Origin of the sequence: Streptococcus pluranimalium (assembly GCF_047785705.1) — a bacterium.
Lineage (GTDB): Bacteria > Bacillota > Bacilli > Lactobacillales > Streptococcaceae > Streptococcus > Streptococcus pluranimalium_A.
This window is the reverse complement of record NZ_JBLOJV010000003.1, coordinates 72,151-88,886: the sequence shown is the minus strand read 5'-3', so window position 1 is coordinate 88,886 and position 16,736 is coordinate 72,151. Positions and strand designations below refer to the sequence as shown.

The 16,736-nt window shown below is 37.2% G+C and carries 18 protein-coding genes; 6 read left to right on the top strand and 12 right to left on the bottom strand.

Annotation, left to right across the window (positions count from 1 at the left end):
- Positions 1–250 precede the first annotated feature (250 nt).
- Positions 251–601 (bottom strand): hypothetical protein, encoded by a 351-nt coding sequence (locus ACMZ6Z_RS01685; protein ID WP_416130924.1) that lies wholly within the window; start codon positions 599–601, stop codon positions 251–253.
- A gap of 435 nt (positions 602–1,036) precedes the next feature.
- Here ACMZ6Z_RS01685 and ACMZ6Z_RS01680 point away from each other — a divergent pair, with 435 nt between their 5' ends.
- A complete protein-coding gene (locus ACMZ6Z_RS01680; RefSeq protein WP_416130923.1) occupies positions 1,037–1,171 on the top strand; it encodes a ComC/BlpC family leader-containing pheromone/bacteriocin in 135 nt (44 codons plus the stop codon).
- 159 nt (positions 1,172–1,330) lie between these two features.
- Here the strand turns inward: ACMZ6Z_RS01680 and ACMZ6Z_RS01675 are convergent, their stop codons facing one another.
- The 3 genes from ACMZ6Z_RS01675 to ACMZ6Z_RS01665 are packed head-to-tail and all read right to left on the bottom strand — an operon-like array spanning position 1,331 to position 3,752.
- Positions 1,331–2,668 carry a GHKL domain-containing protein gene (locus ACMZ6Z_RS01675; RefSeq protein ID WP_416130922.1) on the bottom strand — a complete coding sequence of 446 codons (1,338 nt, stop codon included), beginning with the start codon at positions 2,666–2,668 and terminating at the stop codon, positions 1,331–1,333.
- On the bottom strand, positions 2,665–3,402 hold the full coding sequence (locus ACMZ6Z_RS01670) for a response regulator transcription factor (protein ID WP_416130921.1): 738 nt from the start codon (positions 3,400–3,402) through the stop codon (positions 2,665–2,667). The genes ACMZ6Z_RS01675 and ACMZ6Z_RS01670 overlap by 4 nt, the downstream gene beginning before the upstream one ends.
- 17 nt (positions 3,403–3,419) lie before the next feature.
- A complete protein-coding gene (locus ACMZ6Z_RS01665) occupies positions 3,420–3,752 on the bottom strand; it encodes a LytTR family DNA-binding domain-containing protein (protein ID WP_416130920.1) in 333 nt (110 codons plus the stop codon).
- A gap of 161 nt (positions 3,753–3,913) precedes the next feature.
- On the opposite strand from ACMZ6Z_RS01665, the gene ACMZ6Z_RS01660 reads away from it, so the two are divergent.
- Positions 3,914–4,324, top strand: a complete 411-nt coding sequence (locus ACMZ6Z_RS01660; protein ID WP_416130919.1) for a hypothetical protein — start codon at positions 3,914–3,916, stop codon at positions 4,322–4,324.
- Positions 4,325–4,621: 297 nt separating this feature from the next.
- Here the strand turns inward: ACMZ6Z_RS01660 and tsaD are convergent, their stop codons facing one another.
- Genes tsaD through tsaB form a run of 3 tightly spaced genes read right to left on the bottom strand, consistent with a single transcriptional unit; the run spans position 4,622 to position 6,745 of the window.
- On the bottom strand, positions 4,622–5,635 hold the full coding sequence (tsaD, locus tag ACMZ6Z_RS01655; RefSeq protein ID WP_416130918.1) for a tRNA (adenosine(37)-N6)-threonylcarbamoyltransferase complex transferase subunit TsaD: 1,014 nt from the start codon (positions 5,633–5,635) through the stop codon (positions 4,622–4,624).
- Positions 5,636–5,640: 5 nt separating this feature from the next.
- Positions 5,641–6,078 (bottom strand): ribosomal protein S18-alanine N-acetyltransferase, encoded by a 438-nt coding sequence (gene rimI, locus ACMZ6Z_RS01650; RefSeq protein ID WP_416130917.1) that lies wholly within the window; start codon positions 6,076–6,078, stop codon positions 5,641–5,643.
- A complete protein-coding gene (tsaB, locus tag ACMZ6Z_RS01645; RefSeq protein ID WP_416130916.1) occupies positions 6,056–6,745 on the bottom strand; it encodes a tRNA (adenosine(37)-N6)-threonylcarbamoyltransferase complex dimerization subunit type 1 TsaB in 690 nt (229 codons plus the stop codon). The genes rimI and tsaB overlap by 23 nt, the downstream gene beginning before the upstream one ends.
- A gap of 236 nt (positions 6,746–6,981) precedes the next feature.
- Between tsaB and ACMZ6Z_RS01640 the strand changes: the two genes are divergently transcribed.
- Together ACMZ6Z_RS01640 and rnjA are read left to right on the top strand one after the other, a co-directional pair.
- Complete coding sequence (locus ACMZ6Z_RS01640) at positions 6,982–7,212, top strand: DNA-dependent RNA polymerase subunit epsilon (protein WP_416130915.1); 231 nt, start codon at positions 6,982–6,984, stop codon at positions 7,210–7,212.
- Between the two features lie 46 nt (positions 7,213–7,258).
- Positions 7,259–8,950, top strand: a complete 1,692-nt coding sequence (gene rnjA, locus ACMZ6Z_RS01635; RefSeq protein ID WP_416130914.1) for a ribonuclease J1 — start codon at positions 7,259–7,261, stop codon at positions 8,948–8,950.
- Between the two features lie 125 nt (positions 8,951–9,075).
- On the opposite strand, the gene ACMZ6Z_RS01630 is transcribed toward rnjA, so the two are convergent.
- The 3 genes from ACMZ6Z_RS01630 to rpmB all read right to left on the bottom strand — a co-directional run bounded on the left by ACMZ6Z_RS01630 (position 9,076) and on the right by rpmB (position 11,428).
- On the bottom strand, positions 9,076–10,746 hold the full coding sequence (locus tag ACMZ6Z_RS01630) for a DAK2 domain-containing protein (RefSeq protein ID WP_416130913.1): 1,671 nt from the start codon (positions 10,744–10,746) through the stop codon (positions 9,076–9,078).
- A complete protein-coding gene (locus ACMZ6Z_RS01625; RefSeq protein ID WP_416130912.1) occupies positions 10,746–11,111 on the bottom strand; it encodes an Asp23/Gls24 family envelope stress response protein in 366 nt (121 codons plus the stop codon). The genes ACMZ6Z_RS01630 and ACMZ6Z_RS01625 overlap by 1 nt, the downstream gene beginning before the upstream one ends.
- A 119-nt stretch (positions 11,112–11,230) precedes the next feature.
- Entirely contained in the window at positions 11,231–11,428 is a 198-nt protein-coding gene (gene rpmB, locus ACMZ6Z_RS01620; RefSeq protein ID WP_416130930.1) for a 50S ribosomal protein L28, read from the bottom strand.
- A 76-nt stretch (positions 11,429–11,504) separates the two neighbouring features.
- Between rpmB and ACMZ6Z_RS01615 the strand changes: the two genes are divergently transcribed.
- Both ACMZ6Z_RS01615 and ACMZ6Z_RS01610 read left to right on the top strand, forming a co-directional pair.
- Entirely contained in the window at positions 11,505–11,963 is a 459-nt protein-coding gene (locus tag ACMZ6Z_RS01615; RefSeq protein WP_416130911.1) for a transposase, read from the top strand.
- Positions 11,954–12,358, top strand: a complete 405-nt coding sequence (locus tag ACMZ6Z_RS01610) for a DDE-type integrase/transposase/recombinase (protein ID WP_416130910.1) — start codon at positions 11,954–11,956, stop codon at positions 12,356–12,358. Before ACMZ6Z_RS01615 ends, ACMZ6Z_RS01610 begins: the two co-directional genes overlap by 10 nt.
- 223 nt (positions 12,359–12,581) lie before the next feature.
- Here ACMZ6Z_RS01610 and ACMZ6Z_RS01605 read toward each other — a convergent pair whose 3' ends face one another.
- Together ACMZ6Z_RS01605 and ACMZ6Z_RS01600 are read right to left on the bottom strand one after the other, a co-directional pair.
- Positions 12,582–13,805 carry an MFS transporter gene (locus ACMZ6Z_RS01605; protein ID WP_416130909.1) on the bottom strand — a complete coding sequence of 408 codons (1,224 nt, stop codon included), beginning with the start codon at positions 13,803–13,805 and terminating at the stop codon, positions 12,582–12,584.
- Between the two features lie 2 nt (positions 13,806–13,807).
- Positions 13,808–16,297: a lanthionine synthetase LanC family protein gene (locus ACMZ6Z_RS01600; protein ID WP_416130908.1), complete on the bottom strand. Its 2,490-nt coding sequence runs from the start codon at positions 16,295–16,297 to the stop codon at positions 13,808–13,810.
- Between the last annotated feature and the right edge of the window lie 439 nt (positions 16,298–16,736).

The following is a 16,736-nucleotide window of genomic DNA, read 5'->3' as shown; positions in this document are numbered from 1 at the left end:
TTTATTGGGCGCTTACAATCAAAGCAGTAAATACCCCTAAAATAAACCACTTTTTTTCATCCTGTTTTTATCTACCATACAAACCACCCAGCCACAGTAACAACAACACTAGCTACCATATGAGCAGTTCCAGAAACCACTCCTGCTGATCTTAAAGCTTGAGCTAATCCCTGTTCCAAAGTAGCGCCAGTTCCCCAGTCCACAATATTCTAGAATATACGAACAAAAGCTTGTTCTGAAACCTTTCTTCCTAAATGTTTTGAAACGTGTTTATAAATGAGTCTAGGCAGAGTCTCCTTCCACGACAAACGGTGGTCTCCTTCACATCATAGGCACCATATTTAGCTATCAAAGTAGCTATTAAGCCACCGGTACCACGTTCTTGATATTGAAGTTGTTCCAATCTTAATTCAGGTAAGATTTCCTGTTTGATATCTTTCAAGATTTCTTGAACAAGTTCATCTTTCGCTATCTCCGGAGCAGTTACTGGCTCAGCTAATGTCTGCATTTCATGAGTATATACTGAAACAGGAATAATAGTTGTAGCAAGTATAGCACTTGCACCTAATACAGCTCCATACTTCAACATTTTGTTATTCATAATCTCCCCTCTTTAAAGGTAAATGATCTTTTATCCCAAATACACTTTCAAGATAACACTTTATCATGACAAAACAACACTTTTCAATAGGCTCAAATGACACTAGTGAAGAAGCTATCGTTAAAACCTGTCAAACAGCTGAAATGCTTACTGATATACTGAATAGGCTCCTCAAATTCCCAATCGAACTCACTGACGATTCAACCCTATCCATAGGACAAAAGCAAAACCTCGCACTCTGCTAACGAATTTTCCTGTGATGTTTTGAGATGAATCGACTAGTCGTCTCGATGGCCTCACTGAACAAAAATGAGCGCTCAAAGTTAGAAAAAATACCATTTGTTATATTTTTTCTACCATTTATGACATTCTTCTAAAAAATAGACGTCTCCTTTGTATAATGAATTTATCAAAGTAATAAGGAGAGATTCTCAAATGACAACTTCACTCAAAGACTTCGCTAAAAACTTCCAAACCATCGAAACAACTCAATTAAACACTATTGTCGGTGGCAATGGGGGATTAGTTCAACTAATGGCTATTAATAGACGTAAGAAAAAATTCGGTTAATACCGAATTGAGTAAGAGCTAATGTCTAGCCCCTCTCACACCACCGTGCGTGCCGTTCGGCACACGGCGGTTCAACTAACTACTTTTAACGCATGTCGTTCAAGATAGTAATCCAAGCAAGATACCAGTCCTCGTTTGATGAAGACTGGTTTTCCTATTTTACGAATCAAAGACTAATTCTTGCCTGAATATATAACTGTCACTATATGTTTTTAAATAAACTCTCTTGTTAGAGGACAATATTTCTTTTACATTAGCCAAACCAATACCTCTATTCTTTCCTTTAGAAGAACTTCCATAACTAAAAATCGATTTCGTATTGATTTTTTCTTCAATAGTCGAATTTTCAATAATCATTATTTTAAGGCTATCTTCCTTAAAATAAGAAAAAGAAATATAGGGAACTTTTGCATTGACCGTAGCTTCTAGAGCATTGTCCAAAAAAATAGAAACTATTTTAAGAACTTCAATTAACTCCAAACTATTAGGAATATCAATCGGCTCTTCTACTTCCACAGATAGATTAATTCCTTTGTGTTGTGCTTTCATCATTTTTAGAGAAACTAATGATTTTAGGGCATCATTGTTTAAATGTGATAAATTTCCTATATCATACTGACTACTCTGAAACCGTTTATCTGAATCTCTAAACACAGTATTATAGATTTTCTCAATACCATCAATATCTTTATTTTGTATAGATTGATTCAAACTAGATAATAAATTAGTATAATCATGACGAAATCCTCTTATTTCTTTATACAATCCTTCGATATGATTATTATAGATACTTAATGAAACAATCTGTTCATCTTTCATTTTTTGAACTTCATCATTCGCATTCTTCTTAGAGGCATAACTAATATACAAAATAAAACCTAAAAATATCGGTAGATAAATAAAGAGTACCAACCTACGGAAATAGATATCATCTAAAGTCTTTACAATCCATCCTTCATACTCTAAACTAGGTAAACCGGTTAAAACATACTCTATAATGTAGTAAGTAATAAGTGTCATATTAAAAATTTTTATGATTCTTGATAGGTTATTACTTCTTACTCCCATCTTAAAACTATTAACATCAAGCTGAACTAACTTTAAGAAAATAAAATAAAACGGTAATGTTAAAATAGTTGGAACCCAGTCTGACCAAGCTTGCAAAACGATTTCTTCATAGGACATTCTAGACATAAATTGAAAGTATACAGAAGAAATTCTACTAAATAAATCATCTACAACTAGGCTAAAAAAACAATAGAATAAATACTGCGTCCAATTCCAGTTTTCGACTTTTTTTATCATATATAAAATTACTGGAAGAACGAATAGCTCACCCCAAAATATAACCTCATATTGCCAATATTCTACAAACGTCAATAGTAAAGGTATCGCCACAAAAATAGATGGCTTTAATTTGTATTGGCTAACTTGTTGAAAAATAATAAGCTTTATCAACCAACTAACAAAAAATACTCCTTCATATTCTAGCGTCATTTTTTAGTCACCTTTTCAATCAATCCTTTAAGTTTCAGCCTCGATACAAAGCATGACTCCTCATTGTCAAAGTAAACAATGTGATTTGCTTTATCAATACGAACAATATTGTCTGGATTGACAACATAAGACCTATGACTCTGGTAAAGCCGTTTATCTGCTTTGGCAATATCTGAGACTTTACCATAAAATTCCATATGCCCTTTTTTAGTGGTCAAAATGACCTTATGAATCGTTGACGACGTCTCAAAATATAGAATATCTGAAAAAGGAACTTGAACCTGGGAATGCTCAGATTTAAAACGAAATGAATCTTCCCCTACTGTTTTATTAACACTACTAGCAGCATGCAGTAAAACAGACGATACAGCCTCCTGGTAATCATGATCATTCAACCCCTTATCAATGAAATCCAAAGCAGATACTCGATAACGATAGGTCACTGGCATAAATTCTGAGTGAGTTGTAACAAATACAATTGATGCACTAGGATCTTTTTTACGAATGTCACGTGCAATCTCCAGCCCCTTTTTTTCTTCTCCTTTGATTTCAATATCCAAGAAGAAAAATTGATGATTACCTGTCTCTTTAATCGCCTCTAATAGCTGCTTTGGTTTCCCAAAGACTTCTAAATGTCGATACTTCAGATGATGATCAGCCATACATTTCTTTATCGCTGTCTCAATACGAGTTTGCTGAAAAAAATCATCTTCCAATACAAAAATATTTAGCATTATAAACTCCTCTTAATCTATAGATTCTTCCATTCGTTAAGAACATCAGTTAAACTTCTGCGTGAACATTCAATGGAATCAACCTCACTATTATCAAATATAAGCTGTCTCGTTTTTATATCAATAGCTTTGACACGTTTAAGGTTTACGATGTATTTCCTGTGGCAGCGTTTAAAAAGCAATCCCAAACTGACTTCAAAATCCTTGATTTTTCCATAAGACTCATAAACCCCAGTATCGGTAATAAAGCGTAAAACCCTTGGACGTTCTGATATTGTCCCAATATATAAAATCTCTGAAAATTGAATTTTCACTGTTAAAGTCTCTTTTTTAGCAATAATATAGTCCATCATTTTCTCCTTACTATAACCAACCTAAGCATAACAAATAACTCTTATCAAAAACAATCAATGTAACCAACGGTAGTTATCCCATAATAAACGGTAAAATCTTGCCAACCATTATAAAATATCTACCATTGATGATAGTTCTTCTTTGACAATCATTTATCATGATAAAATGGATTATGACAAATATGAAAGGTGTAAAAGGTATGAAAGCTACTGTCTATGTGATTCAACCATTTAGATATCGGCATCCACTAGCAAAAATCATCAAACACTCACTCAAAAAGAACTACCCTGATACTAAATGTAAAATAAAACAACATTATCATCAGAAAAAAACGACTGTCAACAACACCTATTTTATCATAAACAATCCCCAACTAAAATGTTGGGATGGACTTCAGATTTCTAAAAGCATCAGAGAAAATGAACCTACAGCAATATTAATCCTTGCATCAACAGTTATGGATTACACGACATTTTTTAGAAGTCACATTGGCTTTTTAGGCGTTATCGATCTCCAAAATACTACTAAATCTGAAATTGAGAGCTATCTGGAAGATAGTCTAAAATGAACACCAAAAGACACCTAATGGTGTTTTTGATGTTCTCTCAACATATCGTCCTTCATCCGATACCCCCTAAAAGTTCTTGGATGAATCCCCACTAAATCTTCTCTTTTTCTATCAGAATGACCTGCAAGAAACAAATCAAAAGCATGCTGTCATGTCGTATTCTTCCTTGATGCAACAATCACGTGAAAGATTTTTAACAAGAAAACAAGGTTTTTGGTATTTCAATATTCTGATTTTTCAAAAATATATGTCATGATTAAACTGTTTGATGCGTTTTTCTTGGTTAGGTGTCTGTCGTTAAGACTCATAAGAAGGAAAACTTAGACTAGGTTTGGCGTTGAGATCAAGTCCTGCTAGGTCATCTACAGAGTCATTAACGGCTGCTGCAAGGGCAATCATCCCTGCATTATCACCACAGAGACGTAAAGGTGGAATAATCACATCAACCGTTGTGATTTCCTCAGTCAGCCGCCGTCTTAAGCCAGCATTTGCTGCTACTCCTCCAGCAACGACTAAGGTCTCAACCGGATACTTCTCAAGAGCCTTCTTAGTCTTGGCCAATAAAACATCCAAAACAGCCTCCTGAAAAGATGCACATAGGTCTTCTAGGATCAGTGTTTCGCCCTTTTGAGCAGCATTATGATGAAGATTGATAAAAGCCGACTTGAGACCAGAAAAGGAAAACTCTAAATGATCCTCCTTAATCATAGCCCGTGGAAAATCATAACTAGGCTTTCCCTTATGCGCCAACTCATCAATCTCCCGACCTGCTGGATAGGTCAAGCCCATGACACGACCAACCTTGTCATAGGCCTCCCCCACAGCATCATCACGGGTTTCGCCGATGATATGATACTGACCAGGTGCCGTCACATAGACAAGCTCTGTATGCCCACCTGAAACCAGCAAGGCCATCAAAGGATAGGTAAGCTCCTTTTGCTCACGCGCCGCCATCAAATGCCCTGCCATGTGATTGACAGGAATCAAAGGCAAGCCATAAGCCCAAGCAAACGCTTTGGCAGCCGATAAGCCAACCAAGAGGGCTCCTACAAGTCCTGGCCCATAAGTCACAGCCACAGCCGATAGGTCCTTAGCTCTAATCCCAGCGCTAACTAAGGCCTCTTCGATACAAGTCGTGATGACTTCCACATGATGGCGACTAGCCACCTCAGGAACAACGCCCCCAAAACGCTTGTGGCTCTCCACCTGACTGGCGATAATATTACTTAATAAATCAGCATCATTTTTCAAAACAGCGACACTGGTCTCATCACAAGAACTCTCAATGGCTAAAATATAACGATCAGACATCTTTCTCATCTTCCTTTTCGTTTCATTAATATGGCATCCTCTATCGGATCATGGTAGTAATGCTTTCGACAACCTACCGGCACAAAGCCAAACTGCTGATAGAGGGCTTGGGCTTTCTGATTGGATTGCCTAACTTCCAAAAAAATGGGCACACTTAGGCTTGCTAGACTTGCCATCAGCTGCTTTGACAAACCCTGCCCCTGATGGGAAGGCAAGAGAGCTATATGGGTCAACTCCATTTCTCCCAAAAGGTCTTGAAGGGCTAAAAAACCGATTACTTGCTCTCCTTTAGATAACCAAAAATAAAGGGTATTAGGCTGCTGATAGTCTGCTAAGAGTTGCTCTTTAGACCAGGGCGACTGCCCATAGACCGCCTCAAGTAGCTCAAAAATCCCAGCAAGCAGCTGGTCTTGTGATATCTTAGAGTCGTTTGATATAATCATCCCTCTGTCCCTCTTGATTGGCCTTTAGCCAATTTTCCTCAGCCTCTACCTTTTTAAGGTAATTGGGCAAGAAAGCATCAACATCAGCACTAGGCAAACTCAAGGCTAATTTTCCAATCTCATAAGCTGATGGCAAAGTGGCTTGATAAGTGGCTTCTGGAAAATCCGTCGCAATCTTTTCAGCAAAGGCTGCTACTTCCCCAACGAATATCACATCACCATAGGACTTTGCGCGCTCGATAATCTCATCTATGCTAGCATAAGAGTCCTTAGCGAGAGCCTGTCCCTTTTGATAAAAGCCGACATAAGCATGGTCACGGCGGGCATCTATGAGAGGAATCACAACCTTGGATGATGTGACTGGCATAGCCAGAGCCTGTAGGCTAGACACACCCACCAGATCAATCTTTAGGCTGTAAGCCAAGGTCTTGGCTGTCGCGACAGCTACACGCAGTCCTGTATATGATCCTGGTCCTTGAGCGACGGCGATACGCTCTAAATCGCAAGGTTCAAAGCCCACTTGCTTAACCAGAAAATCAATCACCGGCATCAAGCTGATGCTATGATTTTTCTTCACAGTCAGGGTGGTCTCTGCCAGCAACTCTTGATCTTCCAATAAGGCCACTGCCAGAGTTTGGTTTGAGGTGTCAAATGCTAAAATTTTCATGAGAACTTCCTTCTTGTCAGGCTATTGCTTTATTATATCATATTTGCAAATGGCTTTTGCATCAAAGTTTTCTGACCAATGTTTTTACTATAGCTCACCTTTATGGTATAATTTAAGATAATTGTAACGATAATACGGTTAATGTCTGGCACATCAATCCCCACATGGAGTCAACCAAACCAAACAGGTTGTCTTCTTTTATTGTCAGCCATTGCCTTAACAAAGAAAGGAATCCTATGATTTACAAAGTTTTTTATCAAGAAACTAAAGACCGTAATCCCCGTCGTGAGACCACAAAGGTACTCTATCTTGACATTGATGCAAAAGAAGAGTTAGAAGGGCGCATCAAGGCGCGTAAACGCATCGAAGAAAAGACTGCTTTTAACATCGAGCATATCACCCTATTGTCTGATAAACACCTTGAATATGAAAAAGAAAAAGGCGTTTTTGAGCTCACAACAGTTTAAACCAAACCCTATAGAAAGGACTGGCGCTATCATACGCCAAGAAACTATGTCAAATATCAATCTAAAACCTGAAGAAGTTGGGGTTTATGCGATTGGTGGTTTGGAAGAAATCGGAAAAAACACTTACGGTATTGAGTACCAAGACGAGATTATCATCGTCGATGCTGGTATTAAATTCCCTGAAGATGATTTGTTAGGGATTGATTATGTCATTCCTGACTATTCATACATTGTTGACAATATCGACCGTGTTAAAGCGCTGGTCATCACCCATGGTCACGAAGACCATATCGGTGGTATTCCATTTCTTCTCAAACAAGCCAATATCCCCATCTATGCTGGGCCTCTAGCCCTTGCTTTAATCCGTGGAAAACTCGAAGAACACGGACTCTTACGTGATGCTAAGATGTATGAAATCAACCACAATACCGAGTTGACCTTTAAAAACCTTAGCGTTACCTTCTTTCGTACCACTCACTCTATTCCAGAGCCTTTAGGAATTGTTATCCAAACACCTCAAGGCAAAATCGTCTGTACTGGAGACTTTAAATTCGACTTTACACCTGTTGGTGAGCCTGCTGACCTCCATCGTATGGCAGCTCTTGGCGAAGAAGGTGTTCTTTGCCTCCTCTCTGACTCTACCAATGCTGAAGTGCCGACCTTTACCAACTCAGAAAAAGTGGTCGGTCAGTCCATTATGAAACTCATCGAAGGCATCGAGGGACGCATTATCTTCGCCTCATTTGCTTCCAACATCTTTCGTTTACAACAAGCTGCCGAGGCTGCTGTCAAAACAGGGCGTAAGATAGTTGTCTTTGGGCGGTCTATGGAGAAAGCTATCGTCAATGGTGTCGAGCTTGGCTATATTAAAGTTCCAAAAGGAACAATTATCGAACCAAGTGAGATGAAAAATTATCATGCCAGTGAAGTCCTCATCATGTGTACAGGTTCTCAAGGTGAGCCAATGGCAGCCCTAGCTCGTATCGCTAATGGTATGCACCGACAGGTGACGCTACAACCTGGTGACACCGTGATTTTTTCATCCAGCCCAATCCCTGGTAATACAACCAGTGTCAATAAGCTGATCAACACGATTCAAGAAGCTGGTGTGGAAGTTATCCACGGTAAGATTAACAATATCCATACCTCTGGACACGGTGGGCAGCAAGAACAAAAACTCATGTTGCGCTTGATGAAACCAAAATACTTTATGCCAGTCCATGGTGAGTATCGCATGCAAAAAGTCCACGCAGGGCTTGCTGTTGATACAGGTATTGACAAAGATAAGATTTTTATCATGGAAAATGGTGACGTCTTAGCACTGACTAAGGACTCTGCACGCCTTGCCGGTCACTTCAATGCACAAGATATCTACGTTGATGGTAACGGTATTGGGGATATCGGTGCTGCTGTCCTACGTGATCGTAAGGATTTATCAGAAGATGGGGTTGTTTTAGCTGTAGCCACAGTCGACTTCAAGTCAAAAAGAATCCTTGCCGGTCCAGATATCCTCAGCCGAGGCTTTATCTACATGCGAGAGTCTGGTGAGCTTATTCGGGAATGCCAGCGCGTTTTATTCAACGCCATTCGGATTGCCCTCAAAAATAAAGAAGCCAGTATCCAATCGGTTAATGGGGCTATTGTCAATGCCATTCGTCCCTTCCTCTATGAAAAAACCGAACGCGAACCCATTATTATCCCAATGGTACTAACACCTGATAAAGACCATCAGCGCTAATGCCACCTCTTTTATCCCTCACAAAAACTCCCTAGCTAGACTTGCTAGGGAGTTTTTTCAACTGGTTAAACTAAGATAAAGAGGTTAGAATCTACTTCTAACCTCGTGATTGATCAAAGGACCGTTTATTCCACACTAAATAAGTAAGGGTAGACGGGTTGGTTGCCTTGATAAATAGCGACTTCAATATCTTCATAAGCAGCCTCTAGTTGTTCAGCGATTGTCTCTGCTAAGGCTTGATCACCCTCTTCACCAACATAAATGGTCACAATCTCACTCTCTTCATCTATCATATGCTCAAAGGTTGCTAGAAGAGCTTTGTTCATATCTGGTGTCGAGACAAGGATCTTACCGTCAACCATGCCTAAGATATCATTTTCATGAATATCAAGTCCATCAATAGTGGTGTCACGAACAGCTAAGGTAACGCTACCACTGACAACTTCTGATAGACTAGCAGACATCATCGCTGCATTGTCCTCTAGCGATTTGGCTGGGTCAAAGGCCAAAAGACTCGTTAGCCCTTGTGGTACTGTACGTGATTCAACAACAGCGACTGGAATATCCACAAGGTCTGCTGCTGATTGAGCCGCCATGAAAATGTTTTTGTTATTTGGTAGAATAATCACCTGCTTGGCATTAAGGTCTTCAATGGCTTTGACGATGGCTTCAGTTGATGGGTTCATGGTTTGACCACCAGAAATGATCCGATCAACCCCTTGCGATTGGAAAATATCTGCCAAGCCTTGACCTGCCACAACAGCGATGATACCAAACTCTTTTGCCTCTTGCGGTGCATTGGATGATGCGACGCTTGTTCGCTCAAGCACTTCATCGTGTTGATTACGCATGTTATCCACTTTAACTTTAACAAGAGAGCCATATTTTAAGCCTTCTTGCATGACAAGGCCTGGATCTTCCGTATGGATGTGAACTTTAACAATATCATCATCATTAACAACAAGAAGAGAATCACCAATACCACTCAAGTAACCTTGACATTCTTCATAGTTAAAAGGTTTCACAACTGTTGGCCCCTTACCCAGTGCTACCATGATTTCCGTACAATAACCAAAGGTGATGTCCTCTGTTGCGACATGACCTGCGACAGACTTGTGATGCTCTGCATTGATCATCTCAGACATGGTTGCAGGCGTTGCTTGAAAGTCTTCTGATGCGATGTACTCACCAGTCATGGCAGCCAAGAAACCTTCATAGATATAAACAAGGCCTTGCCCACCTGAGTCAACAACTCCAACTTCTTTCAGAACAGGAAGTAAATCCGGTGTTTTGGCTAGTGCTGCCTTAGCACCATTAAGAGCTGCACGCATGACTTCTGTGGCATCCCTTGTGCTTTCAGCTTTTTTCTTAGCAGCTGTAGCTGCCCCACGAGAAACGGTTAGGATCGTTCCCTCAACAGGCTTCATCACCGCTTTATAAGCCACTTCAACACCAGATTGAAGCGCATCCGCCAAGGCTTTCCCATCTAGCTCTTCTAGGTCTTTAATGCTTTGTCCAAAACCACGAAACAGTTGAGACGTGATAACACCAGAGTTGCCACGAGCCCCCATCAAAAGCCCCTTAGCCAGAATCTGACCAACTTGACCGACGCTTGTTGCTGGTTTGTTAGACACTTCCTTGGCACCATTATCCATAGTCATTCCCATATTGGTACCAGTATCACCATCTGGAACTGGAAAGACATTTAGGGAGTTAACATAGTCAGCTTGTTTCCCAAGACGAGTAGCCGCTGCTTGGACCATTTCTTGAAAAACACTTGTTGTAATATTTGACACTACTCTTCTCCTACAACCTTAATATTTTGAACATAGACATTCACCGTATCAGCTGAAATGCCCAACTGATTTTCTAAATTAAACTTGACACGTTCTTGAATATTTTTGGAAACTTCGCTAATTTTGACGCCGTAACTCATGACCGTATAGACATCAACGGAGATGCCATCTTCTGTCGATGTCACAACCACGCCTTTGGCATAGTTTTCTTTACGTAGAAGGGCTTGAAAATTATCTTTTAGGGTACTCTTACTGGCCATACCGACAACACCAAAAATCTCTGTTGCCGAACCTCCAACGACTGTTGCAATAACATCGTCTAACAGTTCAATTTGACCATCTTTTGTATTGATTTTTACAGTCATATTCACTACCTCTCAAGTTATTATCACTTCATTCTATCATAATCACCAACATTTGTAAAAAAAGACCTTAATCATGAAAAGGAAAAAGCCAGATGATTGGCACCTAGCTTCTTTAACTATTAAACGCGCTCAACTTTACCTGATTTAAGGGCACGAGCTGAAGCCCAAACTTTTTTAGGTTTACCGTCAACAAGAACAGTAACTTTTTGAAGATTTGGTTTTGCAGTACGTTTTGTTTTGTTCATCGCGTGTGAACGGTTGTTAGCTGACATAGTCTTACGACCTGTAAAATAACATACTGTAGCGTTACAATAGATGTGAGACCTATAAGACAAAAAAGAAGAAACCTTGTAATATAAGAGTACCAGACACCCATCAAAAAGGAATCTTCTCATGACTAGTATATCACAAAACAATTGCTACTTGCCACATACCCTCAATACCCGCTATCATGCCGTTAAAACTTATCGAAATGGTGCCTCAGTTGACGTCATCTGTCGACGATATAAGGTATCTAAAGCCTCTCTTATGCGCTGGAATAAACGATTTGATGGTACCAAAGAATCCTTACGTGACAACTCACATCGTCCCTTAATACCACATCCTAAAGCGCACACGGAACAAGAGTTGACCTGGATTAAAAACATCATTCGTCGTCATCCAAAGGCTTCTCTCATCGAAATCTTTGACAAGCTCAAAACTCAAAAAGGCTATGACAGACACCCCTGCTCACTCTTTCGTATTCTCAGAAAACTCGGTTTCTTCAAACAGAAAAAAACAAAAGGAAATCTGGCCTTCCTAAACCTTATGACACCCCTAAAAAGATCGGAGTCAAATGGCAGATGGATGTGAAGTTTATCCCTAGCACTGCTATACAGGCACTATGCCTGACAAGTTCTATCAGTACACTGTCATTGATTGAGGCCAGTCGCGAGCGGTTCATCTTCCCTTTCAAGGAAAAATCCTCTCACTCGACTGTCCAATTTCTTCAGATGGCCATTAAGCATTTTGGTTACCAGCCTCAAATCCTTCAAACCGATAATGGTTTTGAGTTCACTCATTTCAGGGAAACAAAGCAGATACACCCGCTTGATAGCATCTGTCAGAAACTAGGAATTGAGAACAAGTGTATTCGTCCTAGAACACCTCGCCATAATGGAAAGGTGGAGCGCAGCCATCGAAATGACAAGGAACTTTTTACAAACATCTCCAGTTTTACTCATACGAAGACCTCATCAAACAAATGAAAGCCTATCTCTACAAATCAAACAGACTACCTATGCAGACGTTGGGTTGGAAATCTCCTATCGAAAATCGAAATCAGAAAAATCCTATCAGGAGCTAGCTCCTGATAGGATAACAAACAAAGGTTTCTTTTCTCCCTTTTTAGGTCTCACATCATTGACAAATGTTCATTTTTAAAATTCTTTTTTAGGGAAATATCGAATCTCTACAACCGAAAATCGTTTATCATATTACATTTTTTATTGAAATAAGAAGTATAATACCAATCATAAGTAATAGCATTAATAGATAGCTCATGTAAACTATGCTTAAGCCAGTCGCAACCGAAATTAAAAGCATACTGAGTAAACTCGGTAAAACAATAGTTATCGAACCTATTGTAGATTGAATTGCCCCCATTTTATCTTCCGGTATTACAGAAAATACCATTTCTTGAAATCTAGGAACTGTAATTCCCGTCATAAAGGAATCTCCACTAATTCCTACTAATATCAGATACAAATTACTTGTCATAAAACCCACAATAATAATAAATTCCATAACTTGTGCATAGACTAAACATCTCTTAGTCGTAAAAATTTTCTTTAAATAACTTGTCATAAAATTACCAATTAACAAACTCACTAACGGAGCAGAAGTCAGCAAGGTTAAAAACTGAGCCTTGGTTAGTACTCCTATAGGATTTTTTGATATTAATAGAATACTGACTGGTGTAACAACATTTAGAATGGCTTGACTTAACGATAATACACATAAAATTTTCATCAAGCTATCCATTTTAAAAATCATTTTTACAGATTCAAGTAAATGTCTACCAAATACTTTCGAATCTAATTCGCTATGCACATGAATGGTATTCTCAACTTTTTGCAAAGAATTTTTAATTAACAATAATCCGATAAACGCCAATAAAAATGTTGTAGCATTAAGTAAAGATAGAATTTGAATATTTATCACTCCTATAAGAACACCGCCAATTAAATTACTTACTGTCCTTACTATGTTAGTTGTCGCCTGTCTAAAGCCAATAGCTGAACTGATGTCTTCTCCGATTAATTTCATAAAAATGGGAGTCAACATCGAGCCAGAAAAGAACCCTAATGTATCTGAAACAAAATTAATTACACACACAACTGCAACTACAAATAGAGATTTTATATCATTCCAAAAAAGAGCTGCAACGATAAGATATAGAAAAAATTTAACGATTGAAATAAGAGCGTATTTTTTAATTCTTTTTGTTTGAAAATCCGCAAATACTCCCATTATAATTTGAAAAATTTGAGGTAATGTCTCTGATAAAGTGATTAAGAATACTGCTAAAGAGGCATAGGGAGAAGACGATATATAATTGATGAAAGCTAGATAAAAGATGGCATCTCCCATTGTAGAAATCCACTGATTTATCATTAATTGACGAAAATTGGCATTTTTTAGAAAAACATTCATCACTAAGCCTCCTTCATCAAATCAAAAGGAAATAAATTGCCTAATATACACCAATATATTCCTAAACTTCCAGTCCCAAAATCAAACAGCTCTTTAGGTTCACCATTATTGCTAAACAGCAATAAATAATTTTCATTCCTAAATGATCTTGATAACAAAATTGAGAGAACATTATTCCGAATATTATTCAAATCACAATAATTCAGTGTTTGCAATAAACTACCGAGTCCATGACAAAAACCATTTTCTAGATGAATATGTTGAGAATAGATATAAAACTGTGCTTTGCTAATAATTTCGGAATACTTTTCAGTATTTCTTAAACATAGGTATAAAATCATACCAGATAGTCCTCTGCACCAAGAAAGTGTTAACTTAGAAGTTGTAGATTCACTGTCCGTTTGGATATTTTCAATGACTTCAATCAATAACTCATCAAAAATATCTAAAATCGATAGATAGCGAGTATCATTAAATATTTCTGAATATAACAAAATCATATAGGCTACTCCAGAGAACCCATGAGCAAAACCATAATCATCCTGTCTCAGAGATGTTGATGAAATATTAGTTACAAAAAAATCTACAATTTTTTCTACTTGTTTGCTGATGAAAGCACTTAGAGTAACATCTCCTGTGACACTGTAACACCTTATTAAAGCAAGTAGTATGCCTGTTTTTCCTAAACTAAAATCCCAAAGAGCCACTTTCATATAATTGGCTTGTAATTGACTACATAGCTCAAGAGCAAGATTTTTATAAAATTTAAAAGATGTTTTTTTATATAAATCAATTATTACCCATAAATATCCTGCCCTTCCAAATAATAACGAATCATCATTCATATAACTCTTGTGTATGAGAGAATTAACTTCCTTATTCCACTTCAAAACAATTTTATTATCAGAATTAGAATCATTTGTCATTACTTGTAAATAACCTGATAGACCATGCTGAAAAGACAACGGGCTAACAAACTCACCAAACTCACTTGTGGGTAATAACCGACTATTTACATTCAAATGTTGATTCAGTATATATTTTTTTATCTGATTAAACTCACTATCAAAATCAACACTATCTGATAAATCTCTATTATCATTTAGGTTTGAAACTTCTTGAAAATTATTTAGAGGAATAATCCTCTCAGTAAATTGGGATTCACTTTTATCTAGTAAATAAATTAACCAGTCAAATTGCTCTTGAGTTAGATTTCGTAATTCCCGTTGTAAATAAAACATACTTTTAATTTTATCAATCACAGAAATTCCAATATTGTCATCACCTTTCTCAAATGACAAAACATTACCTGTAAATAATGCAAAACTAACCATACAAAGACTGAAGTAATCTTGTTGTATCATACTTATAGATAAATCACTATCCAGATTTACCATAAACGGTGTCTTTACCCTTCTTGCTTCCTCCTCAATTGGGACAATATTCTCTAAGTCAATCAACTTGACAATACCATCAGAGTACAAAAAGTTTGTCGGCGATAAATCAACGATTTTAAAACCTGATTGGTGTATATCATCGACGATATCGACCAACTGATTAACTACAGCTTCTCTGACGCTAATTGGGTATTTTTTTACAATTTCAAAAAAATTATCTCCTTCTATAAAAGATTGTACAGCGAAATAATCTTGTAATACATAGAATTCATCAATAAATTTTGCAGTGTATTCTTTTTTAGAAAATATCTTTAAAAGATTTACTTCATTTTTTATATCTTCAACAGAGCTCCTATTCCCAACTTTATCACTAAAAATAAATGGTCGAATCTGCTTAATAACCATCCTTTGTCCATCCGATTTTCTTATAGCCCGATAGACATTCCCCCTGTTACTCTTTTTTAAAATTGCTTCAATTTGATAGCTGTTTAGTTTACTATTACTGGGTAACTCATGGAAAGGTCTAAAGTACTTCTCTTTCTCTTCCTTTGAAAACAAATCTTTTATACCACTTGGTAATACCGGGAAGTTTGAACGCCTATCCTCTACCAAATTATTTTGAGGATCATGTATTAAATAAATTAGGCGATTTTCCTCAGAATTATATTGTTGCACTTTTCTAAAAGCACCATATCTATAATGAACAGGAGAAAAATCTCCACATTGAAAATCGGATAATATTCTTGGAGAATTAAAATCTTTCAACAAATATATCAGTTCAATCATTATTTTTTTAGACTCTATATCACTTTCAGGGTATATCGTAATAAATTTATTTGCCATCGAAGACTGTTCTCTTGGAGAATTAATCTTAGAAAGTTCATCTAAATTTTTAATTACCTTAAAGTTCAAATTATATTTTATCAATTTAGGCACTACTAGACCAAAAACTTTCATAGCATCACCAAGTTGAACGCTTATATGTACTTTCCATCCTTGACAAACACTTAAAGTTTTAAATTTAAAATAGGCAAAATAATCATTTTCTTCAAAATCGACATTCAAACTTCTAATAGCTTTCTCTAAATTATCCATACGACTTCCTCTATCTCGTTATACAAGAAAAGCGCTTAATAAGCGCTTAGTTTTTAAATAAATGAAAGAGCACTTATAAATTAACACAATCTTACACAACTACCAAGTTGTCCAAGAGCAAGTCCATTTACAGACACTTTCACCTGCTACAATAATTTCTTCTGATGGTAATAATTCCAATGACATCAATGCTTCCATTATTTTATCCTCTTTTTCTTTAGTATAATTTAACAATTCTATTAGAGTAATCAGGATCTATCCCTTGTTCGTTATATAGATGTAACGATTGACTAAAAAGGTTTAACCCTAATATAAAAACAAAAATTAAGCCAAACTTTTTAAATAAATACTTCATAACCAGTGCCCCTCCTTTTATTTATAGAATATTTTACTACTTTCAATTTGTTTTAACAATACCTTTTATGCTTTAAAAAAAAAA

Bases quoted from the DNA above. Each gene is read 5' to 3' on its own strand.
- ACMZ6Z_RS01685 (WP_416130924.1), bottom strand. From the start codon at position 601: ATGAATAACAAAATGTTGAAGTATGGAGCTGTATTAGGTGCAAGTGCT.
- ACMZ6Z_RS01680 (WP_416130923.1), top strand. From the start codon at position 1,037: ATGACAACTTCACTCAAAGACTTCGCTAAAAACTTCCAAACCATCGAA.
- ACMZ6Z_RS01675 (WP_416130922.1), bottom strand. From the start codon at position 2,668: ATGACGCTAGAATATGAAGGAGTATTTTTTGTTAGTTGGTTGATAAAG.
- ACMZ6Z_RS01670 (WP_416130921.1), bottom strand. From the start codon at position 3,402: ATGCTAAATATTTTTGTATTGGAAGATGATTTTTTTCAGCAAACTCGT.
- ACMZ6Z_RS01665 (WP_416130920.1), bottom strand. From the start codon at position 3,752: ATGGACTATATTATTGCTAAAAAAGAGACTTTAACAGTGAAAATTCAA.
- ACMZ6Z_RS01660 (WP_416130919.1), top strand. From the start codon at position 3,914: ATGATAAAATGGATTATGACAAATATGAAAGGTGTAAAAGGTATGAAA.
- tsaD (WP_416130918.1), bottom strand. From the start codon at position 5,635: ATGTCTGATCGTTATATTTTAGCCATTGAGAGTTCTTGTGATGAGACC.
- rimI (WP_416130917.1), bottom strand. From the start codon at position 6,078: ATGATTATATCAAACGACTCTAAGATATCACAAGACCAGCTGCTTGCT.
- tsaB (WP_416130916.1), bottom strand. From the start codon at position 6,745: ATGAAAATTTTAGCATTTGACACCTCAAACCAAACTCTGGCAGTGGCC.
- ACMZ6Z_RS01640 (WP_416130915.1), top strand. From the start codon at position 6,982: ATGATTTACAAAGTTTTTTATCAAGAAACTAAAGACCGTAATCCCCGT.
- rnjA (WP_416130914.1), top strand. From the start codon at position 7,259: ATGTCAAATATCAATCTAAAACCTGAAGAAGTTGGGGTTTATGCGATT.
- ACMZ6Z_RS01625 (WP_416130912.1), bottom strand. From the start codon at position 11,111: ATGACTGTAAAAATCAATACAAAAGATGGTCAAATTGAACTGTTAGAC.
- ACMZ6Z_RS01615 (WP_416130911.1), top strand. From the start codon at position 11,505: ATGACTAGTATATCACAAAACAATTGCTACTTGCCACATACCCTCAAT.
- ACMZ6Z_RS01610 (WP_416130910.1), top strand. From the start codon at position 11,954: ATGGATGTGAAGTTTATCCCTAGCACTGCTATACAGGCACTATGCCTG.
- ACMZ6Z_RS01605 (WP_416130909.1), bottom strand. From the start codon at position 13,805: ATGAATGTTTTTCTAAAAAATGCCAATTTTCGTCAATTAATGATAAAT.
- ACMZ6Z_RS01600 (WP_416130908.1), bottom strand. From the start codon at position 16,297: ATGGATAATTTAGAGAAAGCTATTAGAAGTTTGAATGTCGATTTTGAA.